General features: G+C 73.3%; 16 protein-coding genes. 11 read left to right on the forward strand and 5 right to left on the reverse strand.

Annotated elements, in window-relative coordinates:
• The first annotated feature begins 17 nt into the window (after nucleotides 1–17).
• The 5 genes from IE278_RS34120 to der all read left to right on the forward strand — a co-directional run bounded on the left by IE278_RS34120 (nucleotide 18) and on the right by der (nucleotide 5,196).
• On the forward strand, nucleotides 18–839 hold the full coding sequence (locus IE278_RS34120) for a PP2C family serine/threonine-protein phosphatase (protein WP_189778156.1): 822 nt from the start codon (nucleotides 18–20) through the stop codon (nucleotides 837–839).
• A gap of 37 nt (nucleotides 840–876) precedes the next feature.
• Nucleotides 877–2,166 (forward strand): hypothetical protein, encoded by a 1,290-nt coding sequence (locus tag IE278_RS34125; RefSeq protein WP_246571064.1) that lies wholly within the window; start codon nucleotides 877–879, stop codon nucleotides 2,164–2,166.
• A 135-nt stretch (nucleotides 2,167–2,301) separates the two neighbouring features.
• Nucleotides 2,302–2,997: a (d)CMP kinase gene (cmk, locus tag IE278_RS34130; protein WP_189778157.1), complete on the forward strand. Its 696-nt coding sequence runs from the start codon at nucleotides 2,302–2,304 to the stop codon at nucleotides 2,995–2,997.
• Nucleotides 2,955–3,653 carry a lysophospholipid acyltransferase family protein gene (locus IE278_RS34135; protein ID WP_189778159.1) on the forward strand — a complete coding sequence of 233 codons (699 nt, stop codon included), beginning with the start codon at nucleotides 2,955–2,957 and terminating at the stop codon, nucleotides 3,651–3,653. The genes cmk and IE278_RS34135 overlap by 43 nt, the downstream gene beginning before the upstream one ends.
• Before the next feature lie 73 nt (nucleotides 3,654–3,726).
• A complete protein-coding gene (gene der, locus IE278_RS34140; protein WP_189778161.1) occupies nucleotides 3,727–5,196 on the forward strand; it encodes a ribosome biogenesis GTPase Der in 1,470 nt (489 codons plus the stop codon).
• An 80-nt stretch (nucleotides 5,197–5,276) separates the two neighbouring features.
• On the opposite strand, the gene IE278_RS34145 is transcribed toward der, so the two are convergent.
• Together IE278_RS34145 and IE278_RS34150 are read right to left on the reverse strand one after the other, a co-directional pair.
• On the reverse strand, nucleotides 5,277–5,666 hold the full coding sequence (locus IE278_RS34145; protein WP_189778163.1) for a hypothetical protein: 390 nt from the start codon (nucleotides 5,664–5,666) through the stop codon (nucleotides 5,277–5,279).
• Nucleotides 5,667–5,913: 247 nt separating this feature from the next.
• Entirely contained in the window at nucleotides 5,914–6,690 is a 777-nt protein-coding gene (locus IE278_RS34150) for a DUF8842 C-terminal domain-containing protein (RefSeq protein WP_189778165.1), read from the reverse strand.
• Nucleotides 6,691–7,263: 573 nt separating this feature from the next.
• On the opposite strand from IE278_RS34150, the gene IE278_RS34155 reads away from it, so the two are divergent.
• Both IE278_RS34155 and IE278_RS43105 read left to right on the forward strand, forming a co-directional pair.
• Complete coding sequence (locus IE278_RS34155) at nucleotides 7,264–7,908, forward strand: LysM peptidoglycan-binding domain-containing protein (RefSeq protein ID WP_189778167.1); 645 nt, start codon at nucleotides 7,264–7,266, stop codon at nucleotides 7,906–7,908.
• Between the two features lie 212 nt (nucleotides 7,909–8,120).
• The gene (locus IE278_RS43105) at nucleotides 8,121–9,002 is read left to right on the forward strand and encodes a LysM peptidoglycan-binding domain-containing protein (RefSeq protein WP_189778169.1); all 882 of its coding nucleotides are present in this window, start codon (nucleotides 8,121–8,123) and stop codon (nucleotides 9,000–9,002) included.
• Here the strand turns inward: IE278_RS43105 and IE278_RS34165 are convergent.
• From IE278_RS34165 to IE278_RS34175, 3 genes are read right to left on the reverse strand one after another with little or no spacing between them, the layout of a single operon-like run.
• A complete protein-coding gene (locus IE278_RS34165; protein ID WP_189778175.1) occupies nucleotides 8,920–9,624 on the reverse strand; it encodes an ATP-binding cassette domain-containing protein in 705 nt (234 codons plus the stop codon). The two genes, IE278_RS43105 and IE278_RS34165, sit on opposite strands and share 83 nt — an antisense overlap.
• Nucleotides 9,621–12,713, reverse strand: coding sequence for an ABC transporter permease subunit (locus IE278_RS34170; RefSeq protein WP_189778183.1), 3,093 nt, complete (start codon nucleotides 12,711–12,713; stop codon nucleotides 9,621–9,623). Before IE278_RS34170 ends, IE278_RS34165 begins: the two co-directional genes overlap by 4 nt.
• On the reverse strand, nucleotides 12,713–13,270 hold the full coding sequence (locus IE278_RS34175) for a hypothetical protein (protein WP_246571066.1): 558 nt from the start codon (nucleotides 13,268–13,270) through the stop codon (nucleotides 12,713–12,715). The genes IE278_RS34170 and IE278_RS34175 overlap by 1 nt, the downstream gene beginning before the upstream one ends.
• Before the next feature lie 160 nt (nucleotides 13,271–13,430).
• Here IE278_RS34175 and IE278_RS34180 point away from each other — a divergent pair, with 160 nt between their 5' ends.
• From IE278_RS34180 to IE278_RS34195, 4 genes are all read left to right on the forward strand, one after another.
• Nucleotides 13,431–13,970: an MTB12 C-terminal domain-containing protein gene (locus IE278_RS34180; RefSeq protein ID WP_189778185.1), complete on the forward strand. Its 540-nt coding sequence runs from the start codon at nucleotides 13,431–13,433 to the stop codon at nucleotides 13,968–13,970.
• Complete coding sequence (locus IE278_RS34185) at nucleotides 13,945–15,234, forward strand: ABC transporter substrate-binding protein (protein ID WP_189778187.1); 1,290 nt, start codon at nucleotides 13,945–13,947, stop codon at nucleotides 15,232–15,234. The genes IE278_RS34180 and IE278_RS34185 overlap by 26 nt, the downstream gene beginning before the upstream one ends.
• Nucleotides 15,235–15,377: 143 nt before the next feature.
• The gene (locus tag IE278_RS34190) at nucleotides 15,378–16,646 is read left to right on the forward strand and encodes a glycosyltransferase family 4 protein (protein ID WP_189778189.1); all 1,269 of its coding nucleotides are present in this window, start codon (nucleotides 15,378–15,380) and stop codon (nucleotides 16,644–16,646) included.
• Entirely contained in the window at nucleotides 16,643–17,476 is an 834-nt protein-coding gene (locus IE278_RS34195) for a hypothetical protein (protein ID WP_246571070.1), read from the forward strand. Before IE278_RS34190 ends, IE278_RS34195 begins: the two co-directional genes overlap by 4 nt.

The following is a 17,476-nucleotide window of genomic DNA, read 5'->3' on the forward strand; positions in this document are numbered from 1 at the left end:
ACGAGCGGGGTGGCGGTGTGAGCGGGCGCTGGCGGGTGCACGGGCTGAGTGTCGAGGGGTACCGGCACCGGCAGAGCGGGCTGCCGTGCCAGGACGCCTGGGGGCATGCCGACGCCGGTACCGCCACCGTTCTCGCGGTCGCGGACGGCGCGGGCAGCCGCAGCCGGTCCGACGAGGGGGCCCGGCTGGCGGTCGACCTGGCCACCGACCGCTTCGCCCGCCGGGCCGCCCGGCGCTGTCCGCCCGGCGAGGCCGTCCACAAACTGCTGACGGAGGCGTTCCGCGAGGTCTGCGAGGAGTTCCTGCACCGCACGGGCGAGGCGGCGGACGACTTCGCCACCACCCTCACCGTGGTGGTCCTCACCCCCGCCTGGCTCGGCCATCTCTCCGTCGGCGACGGCTTCGTCGTCCTGCGGGCGGGCCGCACCAGCGACGGGGAGCGGCAGTTCCATCTGCTGCCTCGGCCCGCGGCCGTCAGCGAGTACAGCAACGAGACCGTCTTCCTCACCTCGCCCGGGGCCGAGGACCGGCTGAGCACCGCCTGCGTCCTCGACGAGGGTGTCGACGGGGTCCTCCTGTCCACCGACGGGCTCGCCCAGGCCGCGCTCGGCGGCCGGCCGCCGGTGCCCAACGCCTCCTTCACCTCGGCCGTCCTGCGGTCCCTGGACACGCCGGGTGCCGACCCCGAGGGGGACGAGGACGACCTGGCGGCGCTGCTGCGCTCCGACCGGCTGACCGCCCTCAACGCCGACGACAAGACACTGCTCAGGGCGGTCAGGACCGACAGGACCGACAGGACGGACAGGCCGGATGAGGTGGACAGGACGGTCGGGGCATGAGCCGGGTCGGCGGGCGGGACGCGACGGGGGCCGGGCCGTGACGGCCCCGACGGGACAGCGCGTCCTCCTCGACGGGCGGCGGGTGACGCTCGGCCCGCAGCCCCTCAAGGGAGGCGGACAGGCGGCCGTCTACCCCGTCGCGGACCACGGGCAGATCGTGGTCAAGCTCTACCGCGAGCCGCCCGGCGCGGAACAGGAGCGCCGCCTGCAGCGCATGCTGACCCTGACCCCGCTGGGCGGCCGCCCCATCGGTCCCGGCCAGCCGCCCGAACTGGCCTGGCCCACGGCGCTGGCCCGGGGCACCGAGGGGGAGTTCCTCGGCTACGCGATGCGCCGTTTCGGCGAGCCGGGACACGTCCAGCTCGTCGGGCTCTTCACCCGCGCCCAGCGGCTGCGGCTGTTCCCGGAGCGCACCGACTGGCGGTTCATGCTCGGCGTCGGCTGGAACCTCGCCTTCATGACCGCCCGGATGCACTACGAGGGCCTGGTCGTCGGCGACTTCTCCAGCAACAACGTGGTGGTCGACGCCAACGGCTTCGTCACCTTCCTCGACTGCGACTCCATCGCCTTCACCGACCCGGCGACGCACGAGGAGTTCCCCTGCCTGATGCAGACCGCCGACTACGCCGCCCCGGAACGGCTGGCTGGCGGCCCCGCGACCCGGCAGAGCGACGACTTCGCCCTCGCCGTGCTAATCTACCAGCTCCTGACCGCCGGGAACCACCCCTTCGGAGGCGTGCCGCGCGACAGCGAGTCGGAGACGACGGTCAAGGACAACATCGCGGCCAGCCGCTCCTACGTCGCCGAACCCGGCTGTGTGATCGTCCCGCGCGGAGTCGTCGACCCGACGATCCTGCCGCCCGCACTGCTCGCCCTCGCCCGCCGCGCCTTCGGACCCGGTGTCACCGACCCGGCCGCCCGGCCCCAGGCGCAGGACTGGCTGCGCGCCCTCGACGAGGAACGCCGGCTGGCCCGGGTCTGTCCGGACCGGCCCCGGCACAGCCACGGTTCGCATCTGACCGCCTGCCCCTGGTGCGCGCGGGCCGCGGTCACGGGGCACGACGTGTTCAACGACACCCCGTCGGCCGTGCCCGGCTCCTCGACTCCGACGGGCACCCGGCAGCTGCCGCTGCTTCCCCAGCTGCCCCCGCCGCCCCGGCAGGGCAAGCACCAAAAGCAGCGGAAGGCGGTTCGGCAGCCGGGGCCGCCGTCCCAGCAGGGGCCGACGTGGCTGCCGGACACCGCGCGGCCTCTCGCCGTGGGGCTGACGATCCTGGTGGCGGTCCTGGTTCTGGTGATCGTCGTGAACCTGGCGCAGGGAGGGTGACGCAGGCGCCGACGGGGCCGTCGGCCGGGGCGCCGCGGGGGCCGTAAGACGGGGCCCGGGGAGCCAGTAACCTTGTTCGGGGCGCGCTCGTGCCCGAATCAGCCAGTACCCCGTACCAGGAAGGTGTCCGCACCCGTGGAATCCACCGACGCCCGGACCGCCCCGGCCGTGATTGTCGCCATCGACGGTCCCTCCGGCACCGGCAAGTCGAGCACCTCGAAGGCCGTCGCGGCACAGCTCGGCCTGAGCTACCTGGACACGGGTGCCCAGTACCGGGCGATCACCTGGTGGATGGTGAACAACGGCATCGACATCGCCGACCCCTCCTCCATCGCGGACGCGGCCGGCAAGCCCGACATCGTGTCCGGTACGGACCCCGCGGCGCCCGCCATCACGGTCGACGGCACGGATGTCGCGGGCCCCATCCGCACCCAGGAGGTCACCTCGAAGGTCAGCGCGGTCAGCGCCGTCCCCGAGGTCCGCGCCCGGATCACCGAGCTGCAGCGTTCGATCGCCTCCGCGGCCGTGCAGGGCATCGTCGTCGAGGGCCGGGACATCGGTACGACCGTGCTGCCCGACGCCGACCTCAAGATCTTCCTCACCGCCTCGCCCGAGGCCCGCGCCGCCCGCCGCAGCGGTGAGCTCAAGGGCGCCGACGTCGCCGCCACCCGCGAGGCGCTCATCAAGCGGGACACCGCCGACTCCACCCGCAAGACCTCTCCGCTCGCGAAGGCGGCCGACGCGGTCGAGGTGGACACCTCCGACCTCACGCTCCAGCAGGTCATCGAGTGCGTCGTCACCCTCGTCGAGGAGAAGCGGGCCGCGAAGTGACCGAAGCACCGTCCGCGGCCCCCTCCGCCCGGCGGGCCGACATCGGCCGCCGTATCGGCGTCGGCCTGATGTACGGACTGTGGAAGCCACGCGTCCTGGGCGCCTGGCGGGTCCCGGCGACCGGTCCCGCGATCCTCGCCGTCAACCACTCCCACAACATCGACGGCCCGATGGTCATGGGCGTGGCACCCCGGCCCACGCACTTCCTGATCAAGAAAGAGGCGTTCGTCGGTCCGCTGGACCCCTTCCTGCTCGCCATCGGGCAGGTGAAGGTGGACCGCACGGTCGCCGACCGCACCGCCATCACCCAGGCGCTGGGCGTCCTGGACGACGGCGGCGTCCTCGGGATCTTCCCCGAGGGCACCCGGGGCGAGGGGGACTTCGCGTCCCTGCGCGCCGGGCTCTCCTACTTCGCGGTCCGCAGCGGGGCCCCGATCGTGCCGGTCGCCGTCCTGGGAAGCACCGAGCGGCGCGGACGGCTGATAAAGGAGCTGCCTCCGCTGCGGAGCCGGGTCGACGTCGTCTTCGGCGACCCCTTCGAGGCGGGCGACGGCAGCGGACGGCGTACGCGCAAGGCGCTCGACGAGGCGACCGTGCGCATCCAGAAGCAGCTCTCCACGCACCTGGAAAACGCCAGGCGTCTTACGGGACGCTGAGCGACACTTGAGTAGTGGATCTCCCGATACGGGCGGTTCCACCGATCACCACGATGAACGAGGTACGGACTTCATGAACGACCAGATCCAGCCCGACGGCTCGGAACACGAGCACGGGGCGCTTGGCGATGCCGAGTACGCGGAGTTCATGGAGCTCGCCGCGGAAGAGGGCTTCGAGGCCGAGGACATCGAGGGCGCGATCGAGGCGGCCGGCCACGGCCCGCTCCCGGTCCTCGCCGTCGTCGGCCGGCCGAACGTCGGCAAGTCGACCCTGGTGAACCGCATCATCGGCCGCCGCGAGGCCGTCGTCGAGGACAAGCCGGGCGTCACCCGCGACCGCGTCACCTACGACGCCGAATGGGCGGGCCGCCGCTTCAAGCTCGTCGACACCGGTGGCTGGGAGCAGGACGTCCTCGGCATCGACGCGTCCGTGGCCGCGCAGGCCGAGTTCGCCATCGAGGCGGCCGACGCGGTCGTCTTCGTCGTCGACGCCAAGGTCGGCGCCACCGACACCGACGAGGCGGTCGTCCGGCTGCTGCGCAAGGCCGGCAAGCCCGTCGTCCTGTGCGCCAACAAGGTCGACGGCCTGAGCGGCGAGGCCGACGCCTCGTACCTCTGGTCGCTCGGCCTCGGCGAGCCGCACCCCGTCTCCGCACTGCACGGCCGCGGTACGGGCGACATGCTGGACGCCGTCCTGGAGGCACTGCCCGAGGCCCCGGCGCAGACCTTCGGCGTCGCGGTCGGCGGCCCCCGCCGCATCGCGCTCATCGGCCGCCCGAACGTCGGCAAGTCGTCGCTGCTGAACAAGGTGGCCGGCGAGGACCGCGTGGTCGTCAACGAGGTGGCGGGCACCACCCGTGACCCGGTCGACGAGCTGATCGAGCTGGGCGGTGTCACCTGGAAGTTCGTCGACACGGCCGGTATCCGCAAGCGCGTCCACCTCCAGCAGGGCGCCGACTACTACGCCTCGCTGCGCACCGCCGCCGCCGTCGAGAAGGCGGAGGTCGCGGTCATCCTGCTGGACGCCAGCGAGAACATCAGCGTCCAGGACCAGCGCATCGTGACGATGGCCGTCGAGGCGGGCCGCGCGATCGTCCTGGCCTTCAACAAGTGGGACACCCTCGACGAGGAGCGCCGCTACTACCTGGAGCGGGAGATCGAGACCGAGCTGCTCCAGGTGGCGTGGGCGCCGCGGGTCAACGTCTCGGCGCGTACGGGCCGCCACATGGAGAAGCTGGTCCCGGCGATCGAGGCGGCGCTGGCGGGCTGGGAGGCGCGTGTCCCGACGGGCCGTCTGAACGCCTTCCTGGGTGAGCTGGTCGCCGCCCACCCGCACCCGATCCGGGGCGGCAAGCAGCCGCGCATCCTCTTCGGCACGCAGGCGGGCACCAAGCCGCCGCGCTTCGTGCTCTTCTCCTCGGGCTTCATCGAGCACGGCTACCGCCGCTTCGTGGAGCGCCGGCTGCGCGAGGAGTTCGGCTTCGAGGGCACGCCGATCCACATCTCGGTGCGGGTGCGCGAGAAGCGCGGCAAGAAGAAGTAGCCGCGCGAGCGGTGCACACGGACACGGGAGAGGGCCCCTGCGCGATGCAGGGGCCCTCTCCCGTGTCACGTCAGCTCACGTCAGTGTTCCCTGCGCGGGCCGGGCGGCAGCGCCGCGGGCGTCAGGCCCGTGGCGTGCTGCCGTGCCGCGGGCTGCCAGACGGAGGTGGCCGGCTGGCTCTGGTGCGGCGATGCGTACCCCGTCTGGTGCTGCCCGGCGACCTGCCGCATGCCGTACACGGTCGGTGTGTAGGAACCCGGGTGGTGCGGGCCGATCCCGAAAGCCGTGAAGCCCATCTCCTCCTCGCCGATGCGGTCACCCGGCAGGGCCCGGAAGGTCCTGAGGTACTCCGCGTAGAGCGCGTCGTAGATCGGGGTGGCCGAGGAGCTGCCCGAGCCGTCCCGGGCCGGCCGCATGGCCGGGATCGGTGACGAGTAGGGCAGGCGGCGGGGGGTGTCGTAGGTGTACACGTACGTGCCAACGACCCCGCCGCTCTTCGGATGCGGCCGACGCCCCGCTTTAGCAGGTCACAGCGCTGCCACTCGGGCGCCCGGCCGCTCGGGTGCCGGGTTGCTCGGGTGTCGGGCCGCTCGGGTCTCCGGCCGGTCAGGTGCCGGGCTGCCCGGGTGTCCGGCTGCCCGGGGGCCGGGTGTCCGGCCGCTCGGATGTCGGCTGCCCGGGTGTCCAGGCGCTAAGGCAGCCGGGCTGCCCGGGTGCTCAGGTGCCGGCCAGGGGCATCGCGCTCGCCACCAGCCGGCCGCCCACCGCGGCCTTGTCGAGGGCGTCGCGCAGCAGGTCCTCGCGCGGCTGACGGCCGATCGAGCCGACCGGGGCGGCGAACAGCAGCACCTGCTGGTGCTTGTTGGCGGCCGCCCGCCAGCTGTCGGTGACCTGGAGCGGCTGATGGGCCTGCCACCAGGCGACGGGCGAACCACCGCTGCTGCTGGGCTGCAGAACCGCGTGCAGCTGGCCCATCGCGAGCAGCACGGACCAGCCGTGCAGCACGGGCGGCACCTCGGTGAGCCGGGTGACCGGCATGAAGCCCTGCTCGATGAGGAGCGGCAGGAAGTCGTCGCCGCCCCCTCCCGTCGTGCCCGGCCGGGCGATGCGCCCGGTCGGTTCGACGACGAGCGCGGGGTGCAGCTCGCCGCCGAGCAGGATGAGTCCGCTGGTGACGCCGAGGACGGCCTGCTCGGGCAGGGCCTCGGAGGGGCGCTCGTCCCCGGTGATGGACCGGACGGCGCCCTGCAGCTGCTCCTCGGTCACCTGGACGACCTGCGAGGGCAGGCAGGTGGCGTGGGCGAACGCGAGCACGGCCGTCTCGTCGCCGATGAACAGGACGGTGCTGGTGCGCTCCTGTTCGGAGTCGCCCTGGGTGCGGCAGGACGTGCAGTCGTAACTGCCCGGGGCGTTCTCTCCGGCGAGCAGCCGGTCGGCTTCTTCGTCGCCGATCTCGGCGCGTACGTCGTCGCTGACGTCGAGCATGCGCGGCACGGGGGGCTCCTCGGTGCGGTGCGTGTTGTGGCCGGGGGCTCCCGGTCCGTGAACCGGATGGGTTCCCGGCTCATGAAGAAGACAACGGAGGATCTGTGGCGGGGGTCACGCCCCAGAGCGAACGGAATCGAACCATCCTGCGCACAGGGTGAACCCGGCGGCGGAATCCATCACTCCACGCCAACTCCCGTGATCAGCGGGGGAGTTGTCTCGGTGACGTGAGTCACAGATCACCGGGGTCAGGGGTCGACAAATCAGGAAATCCACGAATGAAGTGGGTGGCTCAAAATCGACGATACCTGCGGTAACGGCGAACTGGCCTGGAATGACAAGGAGTTGGTTGATATCGGGCCTCTTCCCTCTCTACATTGCTCCGCCGTGTGCAGCGAGCACCGCTCGGGTACGTCCGCCGGCCACACGGTCATCCCGTGAAAAGAGCTACTGGGCACCACCCGCACCAACGGCACCACTCCGCACCACCTCCGGCGGACGGGGCGGGTCGGGGCGACCGCGTCGAGACGCGGCAGTCCCGTACCGCCTCGGGGGACCCCGGGTCCTTCGAGAGGGAAATACATGTCCGAATGTGCCGACAACACCCGTAAGGCTCGTACGACCGCGGTTCTCGCGGGGGCGGCCCTGCTCGCCCCGCTCGGACTGCTCGCCGCGAACGGCGACGCCGCCGCTGCGGACAGCGGGGTGTGGGACCGTATCGCCCAGTGCGAGAGCGGCGGCAACTGGCACATCAACACCGGGAACGGCTACTACGGAGGGCTCCAGTTCTCCGCCGGCTCCTGGCGCGCGTACGGCGGTACGGCCTACGCGTCCACGGCCGACAAGGCCTCCAAGGCGCAGCAGATCGCCGTCGCCACCAAGCTGCAGCGTGCGCAGGGGTGGGGTGCCTGGCCCACCTGCGCGGCCCGCGCGGGCGCGTCCGGCAGCGCGCCGGCGGGGGCCACGTCCGGCTCGACCACCAAGGCGGCTCCTTCGAAGCCGGCGAAGTCGTCGAAGGCGTCGAAGTCTTCGAAGGGGGTGGAGCGTTCGACGGGGCACACCGGTCGTGGCTCGTCCCGGGGCGACTACACCGTCCGCAGCGGTGACACGCTGAGCGGTATCGCGGCGCGTCACGGGACGACGTGGCAGCGGCTGTACGCGGCGAACCGGGCCGTCATCGGCGGGGATCCCGATGTCATCGTCCCCGGGCAGCGGCTGAAGGTCTGAGCCGGGTCGGTAGTCCGGCCGCGGTCCGGTGGGGGTGGCCCGCGCAGTTCCCCGCGACCTCAGAAGCGGGGCTGCGCCCCGGCCTCTGCCTCTCCAGGGGGCGGGGACCTGCGCGACGGGTCCCCCACCGGCCCGCAGCCGACCGAGTGGGCCCCCTCGAACCGCCCGCGCGGCTCGTCCAGGTCCGCGGGGGCTCCGCCTAGCGTGGCCCGATGTCGATCAAGCGCATGCGGTACGCGGCCGTCGTCGTCGCGGTCCTGGCCCTGCCGGCCCCCGCGGAGGCGGCGGCGGCCCCACCGACCCAGGCGTCCGGCTCCGCGACGGCGGACCGGGCGCCGTACGCCTGTGCGAAGGACCGGTGGCCGTGGGGCTGCGTCGCGAAGTGCGAGAGCTCCGGCCGCTGGAACGCGAACACCGGGAACGGCTTCTACGGAGGACTGCAGTTCTGGCAGCCCACCTGGCGGGCGTTCGGCGGCCTGGCCTACGCGCGGCGCGCCGACCTGGCCACCCGCGACGAGCAGATCAGGGTCGCCGAGGAAGTGCTGCGCGTCCAGGGCTGGAAGGCGTGGCCCGTCTGCTCCAAGAGGTACGGGCTCGCGGGCCGCGCGCATGTGGTGAGGCCGGGGCAGAGCCTTTCGTCGATCGCCCGGTCGTACCGCCTCAAGGGTGGATGGAAGGCGCTCTACAAGCTCAACCGGCAGTTGGTCGGGGCGAGTCCGGACCGCCTGAACGTCGGCACGATGCTGCGGCTGCCGAAGGACGCGGGCCCGGGGCGGCGGGACACCTCGCAGGCAGGAGGAGTCACTTCCCAGGCCAAGGGAGGAAGTGCGTCCACGCCCACCCCGAGCCGCCCGAGCCGCCCGAACCGTCCGAGCAGCCCGAACAGCCCGAGCGGCGCGAGTACGCCGACTCCGTCCGCCGCCCCGTCGGCCGCACCGGCTCCCTCGTCCCCACCGGCCCCCTCGGCCCCACCGGTCCTGCCCGTCCCCTCGGCCTCCCCCTCCGCGCCGGTCACGTCGGCTTCGCCGGGCCTGGTGGATCTGGTGCCACTGCCGTTGCTGTGGACCTCGCCGTCTCCGTCGCCTCGCCGCTGAACACGACCGCGCCGCGCCGGAGTTCGTACACGATCGTCGTTCCGGCGCACAGGCCGGGCGGCAGCCGCTGTTCGGCGACGACCACGCAGGCGTCGAGGCCGCGCAACAGTCCGTAGGTGCGGGCCGCGACCGCCGGGGACATGCCCTGCGCGGGTTCGTCGACGAGGACCACGTGCGCGCGTGCCAGCAGGGCGCGGGAGAGGGCCAGCATGCGCTGCTCGCCGCCGGAGAGCGTGCCCGCTCTCCGGGGGAGCAGGGCGCCGAGCTGCGGGTACGCGTCGAGGGCGGGCGCGAAGGGCCTGCCGGAGGCGGCCAGTTCCAGGTTCTCGCGGACGGTGAGCGAGCCGAAGACGGCACGGCGGTCCGGGACGAGGCACAGACCCCGGCGGGCCCGTTCGTACGCGGGCAGACGCGTGACGTCGGTCCCGTCCCAGACCACGGCGCCGTGGGACAGGGGCAGGGTGCCGGCCAGGGCGCGGAGCGCGGTCGTACGGCCCGAGCCGTTGCGGCCCAGCAGGACGGTGACGCCGGGGGCGGGCGCGTGGAGGGTGACACCGTGCAGCGCCTCCAGCGGGCCGTAGCGCACGCGCGCGTGGCGCAGCGAGACCCCGGCCGCGCTCATCCGTCGCGCCCTTCGAGCCGGTCGAGCCCGTCGAACTCGGTGTGCTCGGTGTAGACGTCGAGTCCATCGAGTACGTGGCCGACGGGGCCGGAGGCGACGACGCGGCCCGCCGTCATGACGTGCACGGTGTCGGCGAGGTCGGCCACCAGGTCGAGATCGTGCTCGACGACGAGCAGGGTCGTTCCGTCGGCGGCGAGCGCGCGCAGCACGCGGGCCAGTGCCGTCACCTCGCCCGTGTCGAGCCCGGCCGCGGGTTCGTCGAGCAACAGGACCCGTGGGCTTCCCGCGAGGGCCCGGGCGAGTTCGACCCGGCGCAGGGTTCCGGTGGGCAGGTCCGCGGCCGGCAGCGTCCGTACGGCTCCGTCGAGCCCGAGCAGCCGCAGCGCCCGCTCCACCGCCCCCGGGTCCACGACACGCCCCTGTTCGGCGCCCACATGGACGTTCTCGGCCACGGTCAGGGTCGGGAAGACGGCCAGTTGCTGGAACGTACGGGCCACGCCGAGCCGCGTCCGTGTGTGGGCGGGCAGCCGGGTGACGTCCCGTTCCCCGAGCACGACCCTGCCCGACACCGGTCGGACGGTTCCGGCGAGACAGTGGAACAGCGTGCTCTTCCCGGCCCCGTTGGGCCCGACGACCGCGGTGATCCGGCCGCGCGGTAGATCGAGGTCCACCCCGTCCAGCGCGGTGAACCCGTCGTAGGCGACGCGCAGGGCACGGGCCCGCAGGACGGGGAGCCCGGGCGCCACGCGTCCGCCCCGGGGCCGGAGGGGCCGCCGCGCCCGCCCGCCACGGGCAGGACCGCGCCCACCCGCACCCGTACCGGCGACCTCCGTCCCCACCGGGACACGACCACCGCCTCCGCCCCCGCTGCCGCCAGGCGCCGAGGGCGCGTCCCCGCCACCGCCACGGTCCGGACCGGCCCGTGGCGCCGCGCCGGACAGCCACCGCGCTCCGAATCCGACAGCACCGGGCCCGTCGGAACCGGGCCCGTCGGAACCGGGCCCGTCGGAACCGGGTCCATCGGGACCGGGCCTGATGGAACCGGTCCCGTCGGAACCGCTCCCGGCCGGTGGCACCGGCCGTCGCACCACCGGCCGCTCGCCGGCGCGAAACCGCAGCGTGTCCGGGCCGGCGGACGCCCCGAGCGCGGACGCCCCGAGCACAGGCGCCCCAAGCGCAGGTGTCCCCACCGCAGCCGCCCCCGTCCCCGCCCGGAGCAGGCCGACGCCCCCCACCCGTGCCCGCAGTCGTCGGCGGGCGGCGGTGCCCAGTGGGGTCAGTGTCGGCTTTCGGCGTGGGGTCAGGCGTTCGGCCGTCGAGCGCAGTGCCTCGTACGGGCCGCCGGGGAAGCGGCCCACGAGGACCGCCAGGAGGCCGATCGTCGCCGCCGCCACCCCGCCCCGGGTGCCCGCGTCGAGGCCGACCAGGAGGGCCCCCGCGAGGAGCGCGCCCAGGACGCTGTCGGCGCCGAGCACCACGATCGCGGCGAACCACAGCAGCCCGCGGACCGGGTCGTACGCCGCCGGGTCGAAGGCGCGCACGCCCATGCCGAGCATGCCGCCGCCCAGCGCGGCCAGCGCGGCGCCCGCGACGAAGGCCGTCAGTTTGAGGCGCGGGACGCGGACGCCCGCCGCGGAAGCACCCGCCTCGTGGTCCCGCATCGCCGCCAGGGCCCGGCCGGTACGGCCCCGGCGCAGCGCGTGCGCGGCCAGCAGGGCGCCGCCGAGCAGCACCAGTTCGAGTACGTAGTACGCGCGGTCGCCGTCGAAGCCCGCCGGGCGGCCCAGGTCCAGGCCCGCGGTCGCGTACGGCTGGGCGAAGACGAAGCGGCTGACGCCGACGCCCACCGCGAAGGTGGCCAGGGCGAGGGCCAGACCGTGGCGGCCGATGGCGGGCCACCCGGTCAGCAGGCCCAGCGGGGCGACGAGCAGTACGGCGGTCAGGAGCGCGGCCAGTTCCGGGAGTTCGGGCAGGCCGGGGAAGCGGCCCGCCGCCAGCAGCGCCGTGAAGAGGGCGCCCAGACCCGCGTACGCGGCCTGGCCGAGCGAGAGCTGGCCGCCGCGGCCCGTGACGACGACCAGGGACAGCAGGACGACGCCCAGGGCCGGAACCTGGACGGCCGTGTGCAGGTCCGAGCCCGCGAAGCCCAGGGGGAGGAGGAACAGGACCACGGCGACGATCCACGCGCCCGGCGGGGTCGGCACGCGGGCCGTCGCCGTGCGCGGGAGGGCGTCCCGGGTGCCGATTCCCGGCAGCACGAGGGCGGCGACCAGCAGGGCGACGACGAAGAGGTTGGCGCCCACCGCCTGGAGGAGGGGTTCGAGGCGGCCCGTCGGGTGCAGCCGGGTCAGCTGGCTCTGGGCGACCCCGATGCCGAGTGCCACCACCACGGCCACCGGCAGACTGCGCATCCGGGCGGCCACCGCGACCGCCACCACCTCCATCACCAGCAACGGCATGCCGTACGGGTCCAGGCGCACGTAAGGAGCCAGCAGCACTCCCGTCAGGCCCGCGGTGAACGAGCCGAACGCCCAGCCCGCCGCGGCCACCCGGTCCGCGTCGACGCCGGTCAGCGCGGCGAGCGGGCGGTCGTCGACGACGGCCCGCAGTTCCCGGCCGAAGCGGGTCCAGCGGATCACCGCGCCCACGCCGGCGGCCAGGGCGAGCGTCACGGTCAACTGGCCCCAGGGGCCCGCGGAGACGAGCGTCGGCGCGTCCGAGCGCGCGCCGGGGCCCCACACGAGCGCCGCCCCGCCGACGAGCAGGACGAACACGCCGATGGACGCGACGAGGGTCTGCGCGGGGTCGCCGCCGAGGACGGCCAGGGGGCGGAAGACGAATCGTTCCAGCGCCACGCCGATCGCCGGGGCCACCACGAGCAGGACGAGCGGTGCGGTGAGCGCGAGCGGCCAGTCCCACTCGACGGTGAGGTGGCGCAGCAGGTAGGCGCAGACCATCGCGACGGCACCGTGGGCGAAGTTGAGGACTCCGGTGGCCCGGTGGGTGACGACCAGTCCGATCCCGGTGAGCGCGGCGGCGCTGCCCACGGAGAGCCCGGCGAGCGTGAGGTCGTACGTCAGCGACGCCATCAGCCGGCCGCCCCGGACGACGGGCCGTCCGAGGGGGCCGCGGCGGGGGCGTCCGGAGCCGTGGGGCCGGCCGGGGTCGTGGATTCGTCCGAGGCCGTGGGTTCGCAGATCGGGCAGGGGGCGAGGTCGCCGCCCGCGAGGACGCGTGAGTCGACCGGCAGGGCCTCGGGCTTCCCGGCGACGAGCGGGCAGTCCGCGCGGTGCCACAGCGTGCCGCCCGGCACCATCAGCAGGTCCCCGCTGACCGCCACGGGCGCGGCGGCCGTCCCCTCGGCGGAGGTGGCGTCCTCGGGGTCGGCCGCCACCAGGAGCCCGTACAGCTCCTCCACGCGGGTCGCCGCGAGCGCGTTCCTGCCATGGGTGAGGAGGACGGCCGCGGCGATGATCAGGGCCGCTCCGGGCACCGTGCAGGACGCGAGGTACGGCAACTGCCGTTCCGCGTACCGCTCGCCGGAGATCCCGTACCAGCCGAGGACGCACAGCACGGCGCCCGTGGCCAGCGCGGCCCACCCGGTCCACAGGACGGGACGCACATTGCGCAGTCGAGCTGTCCGCATGGGGGCTCCACGTGAGGTGTCCGGCTGTACGCGTGCGGCTGCCTTCCGAGTCCGCCGATGTCTTCCAAGTCCGCCGACGGACTTGCACTATGCCTTCTGGAAGCTGACCCGAAAAGCTCCGGGCGCGCATGGCCCGGACCGACACCCGGTGGTGAGCCAGATGGTTCTCGGGAGTGATCTCAGGCGGGGGACGGGCCGGGGGCTGGCGGTGGCGGTGCTCCTTCTCGCCCCGGCCCTCACGGCGTGCGGCGACGACAGCGGCGGTGACGACACGAATCCGCCCTCGCCCTCCGCGGAGCGGACCTCGAAGGCCGAACCGACGCCGAGCGCGAGCGGACCGGACGACCCGGCGGCGGCCGAGGAGGAGATCGAGGAGAACTGGAAGAAGTTCTTCGACCCGGCGGTCCCCACGAAGGAGAAACAGGCCGTCCTGGAGAACGGCGACGCGATGGGCCAGGTCCTCAAGAGCTTCAGCGGCGACGAGCGGGGCGGGCAGGTCGAGGCGACGGTCGGCAAGGTCGCCTTCACCTCGCCGACCGACGCGGACGTCACGTACACGCTCACCCTGAAGGGCGCGACGGTCATGCCGGACGCCTCCGGGACCTCCGTCGAGCAGGACGGCACCTGGAAGGTCTCGGTCAAGACGCTGTGCGGCCTGGTCGGTCTGAGCGGCAATGCCTCGCCGGGCCCGGGCTGCTGAATCCGCTGTCGTGGGCCTGCTGCTCCTGGTGGGCACGGCCTGCGGCAGCCGCCTGCCGGAGAGCGACTTCGAGAACCGGCCCGACCGCACGCCCACCCGCACCACCGCCGAACCGATCCGGGTGGGCATCGTCACGAGCGCCACCAGTCCGGTCGGCGGCGACGCCTTCACCGGTCCGCGCGACGGCGCGAAGGCCTACTTCGACGCCCTGAACGCGCGCGGCGGCGTCGCGGGACGCCGGGTCGAGGTCCGTACGTGCGACGACGGCGGCAGCGGTGTCGGCAACAACGAGTGCGTGCACGAACTCGTCGACGAGGAGAAGGTGGTGGCCCTCGTCGCCACCACCGCCCTCGACTACGCGGGCGCCTCCCGGGTGTCCCGCGCGCGCGTGCCCGACATCGGCGGGCAGCCCGTCGGCGCGGCCTACGACACCTACCCGCACCTCTACGGGATCTACGGCAGCCTCGCGCCACGGAACGGGACACCCGGCTGGGACGGCGAGCTGTACGGCGGCACCGAGATCTACCGCTGGTTCAAGGAGCGGCAGGGCGCGCGCACGGCGGCCGTCGTCTCGTACAACCAGTCCGCGTCGGCGGCGTACGCGCGGCTCGTCACCCGGGGTCTGAAGGCCGAGGGGTACGAGGTCGTCACCGAGCAGGTCGACTTCGCGCTGCCCAACTTCCGTGCCGCGGCGGCCGATCTGAAGGAGCAGGGCGCCGACCTGGTCTTCGACGCCATCGACACCTACGGCAACGCGCAGTTGTGCGAGGCGATGGACGAGGTCGGCGCCGAGGTCCTCGCCAAGGTCACCAACGTGCAGAACTGGACATCCACCGTCCGCGAGGACTACAAGGACGCCCCGCGCTGCCGCAACACCCTGTGGGCGACGGGCGCGAGCCGCAACTACGAGGACACCGGCCACAAGGCGGTACGGGAGTTCCGGGCCGGCACGAAGGCGCTGAAGAAGCGCTCCCAGTGGCAGGTGGAGGGCTGGGCCGCCGCGATGTGGTTCACGGACGCGGCCCGCTCCTGTGCCGCGACGGGCGTCACGCGCGCGTGCGTCGACCGGTACATGGCCGCCGGGAAGCCGTACACCGCGAAAGGGCTGCTGCTGCCGGTCCGCTTCGAGCAGTTGTCCGAACCGCCCAGGACGCGCAGGACCTGTCTGTCGGTGGCCCGCTGGAAGGACGCCCGGGGATGGGTGAGCCAGGGGGACATGGACAGCGCGTGCTACGACGTCCCGCAGCTCTCCTACAAGCCCTGATGCGTACGGGCGCCAGAAGGTTCCCCCATTTGGTTACCGATGGCGCAACTGTTCGGGAACAGAGTGATAAGTAAGCCCAACCATCACGTCCGTACCCAGGTCTAACCCTCTGGTAGCTGGATGAGCCGGAGATACGGGGACGCATGCAGATTTCCTTCCTTATACACAACGCCTACGGAATCGGTGGGACGATCCGGACGACCTACAACCTTGCGAACACCCTTGCCGAGCAGCACGACGTGGAGATCGTCTCCGTCCTCCGCCACCGCGAGGAGCCGGTCTTCGCACGCAACCCGCGCGTGCGCCTGCGCCACCTCGTCGACCTGCGCAAGGGCAGTCCCGGATACGAGGGCGACGACCCCGAACATCTGAAACCGGCCCGGGTCTTCCCGAAGGGAGAGATCCGCTACGAGCAGTACAGCGCCCTGACCGACCGCCGTATCGCCGGGCATCTCTCCACCGTCGACGCCGATGTCGTGGTCGGCACCCGCCCCGGCCTGAACGTGCACCTGGCCCGCGAGACCAGGCGCGGCCCGGCCCGCGTCGGCCAGGAGCACCTCACCCTCGACAGCCACTCCGTCGGGCTGCGCACCGAACTGCGCGGCGCCTACCCCCGCCTCGACGCGGTCACCACGACCACGGAGGCGGACGCCACCGCGTACCGCACGAAGATGCGGCTCCCCGGGGTGCGGGTCGAGGCCGTGCCCAACTCGGTGCCCGCGCCCGGCATCGAACCCGCGGACGGCACCGGCAAATGGGTCGTCGCGGCCGGCCGGCTCGCCCCGGTCAAGCGGTACGACCTGCTGATCAGGGCCTTCGACCTGGTGCGCGCCGAGCGGCCCGACTGGCGCCTGCGGATCTACGGCAGCGGGAAGCAGAAGGACAAACTGCGCCACCTCATCGACGAACTGGGCCTCTACAACCACGTATTACTGATGGGAGCGGCCAACCCCATCGAGCCTGAGTGGGCCAAGGGCTCCATCGCCGCCGTCACCTCCAGCCTCGAATCGTTCGGCATGACCATCGTCGAGGCCATGCGCTGCGGCCTGCCCGTCGTCTCCACCGACTGCCCGCACGGCCCGGGGGAGATCATCGACAACGGTGTCGACGGACGCCTCGTGCCGGTCGGGAACGTCCAGGCCATCGCCGGTGGCCTGCTCGAACTCATCAACGACGACGCGCTGCGCCGGCAGATGGCGGACGCCGCGCTCAAGGACTCCGAGCGCTTCGACCCGTCCCGGATCGCCGAACGCTACGAATCGATCTTCAACGGCCTCGTCTCACGCGGCGGCACCTCGAAGATCGGCCGGGTGCGCGGCTCACTGCACCGCACCAGGGGAGCCCTGCTCGGCAGCGCGTACGCCGTGCGGGACGCCGGACTGACCGTATTCGGGAAGGAGCGTTCCGCATGATGACGCTGGCTCCGCAGACCGCGCAGACACCCACCGACGAGGACGCCGCCATGCCGCCGCGCGCCGACTGCCTCGCCGACTCCGCCGGCGGCCTCACCTTCGACGTGGCCGAGACCGGCGAGAGCGGCGACACCCACCTCGTACTGGTCCACCGCGACGGACTCCAGGAGGTCCGGCTGCCGCTCGCCCCGGCCGCCGACGGCCGGCTGCGCGCCGCGCTCCCGAGCGGTGTCGCACTGCCCGAGGGCCGCTGGGACGCCTTCGCGCAGACCGGCGACGGCGAACCGCGGCGCCTGACCCCCGGCCTCAACGACCTGCGCTCACTGGTCGACCGGGTGCCGAGCGGGGCGCGCGGCCATGTCGCCGTCCGTATCCCGTACGCGACCAAGCACGGCAACCTCTCCATCCGCAGCTGGCTGCGCGCCCCGCACGCGGAGGCCGGCGAACTGCACATAGGAGAGGGCACACTGGGCGTCCACGGCCAGGTGTACGGGGTGGCGCTCACCCCGGACGCGTACGTCGAACCGGCCGGCCGCGAGGAGACGCGGCCCGCGCCGAGGTTCGAGATCCACCGGGACCAGGCACTGTTCCGCTTCACCGTGGACTACACCGCACTGCCCGAGGGCGTGTGGGACCTGTGGCTGCGGCCGGCGGGGGAGAGCGGGCCGCGGGTGCGGATCGCGCGGCTGCTCGACGACATCGCCGACAAGAAGCCGATCTTCACGTACCCCAAGGTCACGGTGGACACGGCGCACGGCCCGGTGACGGCCGGTCCGTACTACACGGGCGACAACGACCTCTCGATCACCGTCACCCCGACGACACCCTGA

The organism is Streptomyces tauricus, from assembly GCF_014650955.1.
Classification (GTDB): domain Bacteria; phylum Actinomycetota; class Actinomycetes; order Streptomycetales; family Streptomycetaceae; genus Streptomyces; species Streptomyces tauricus.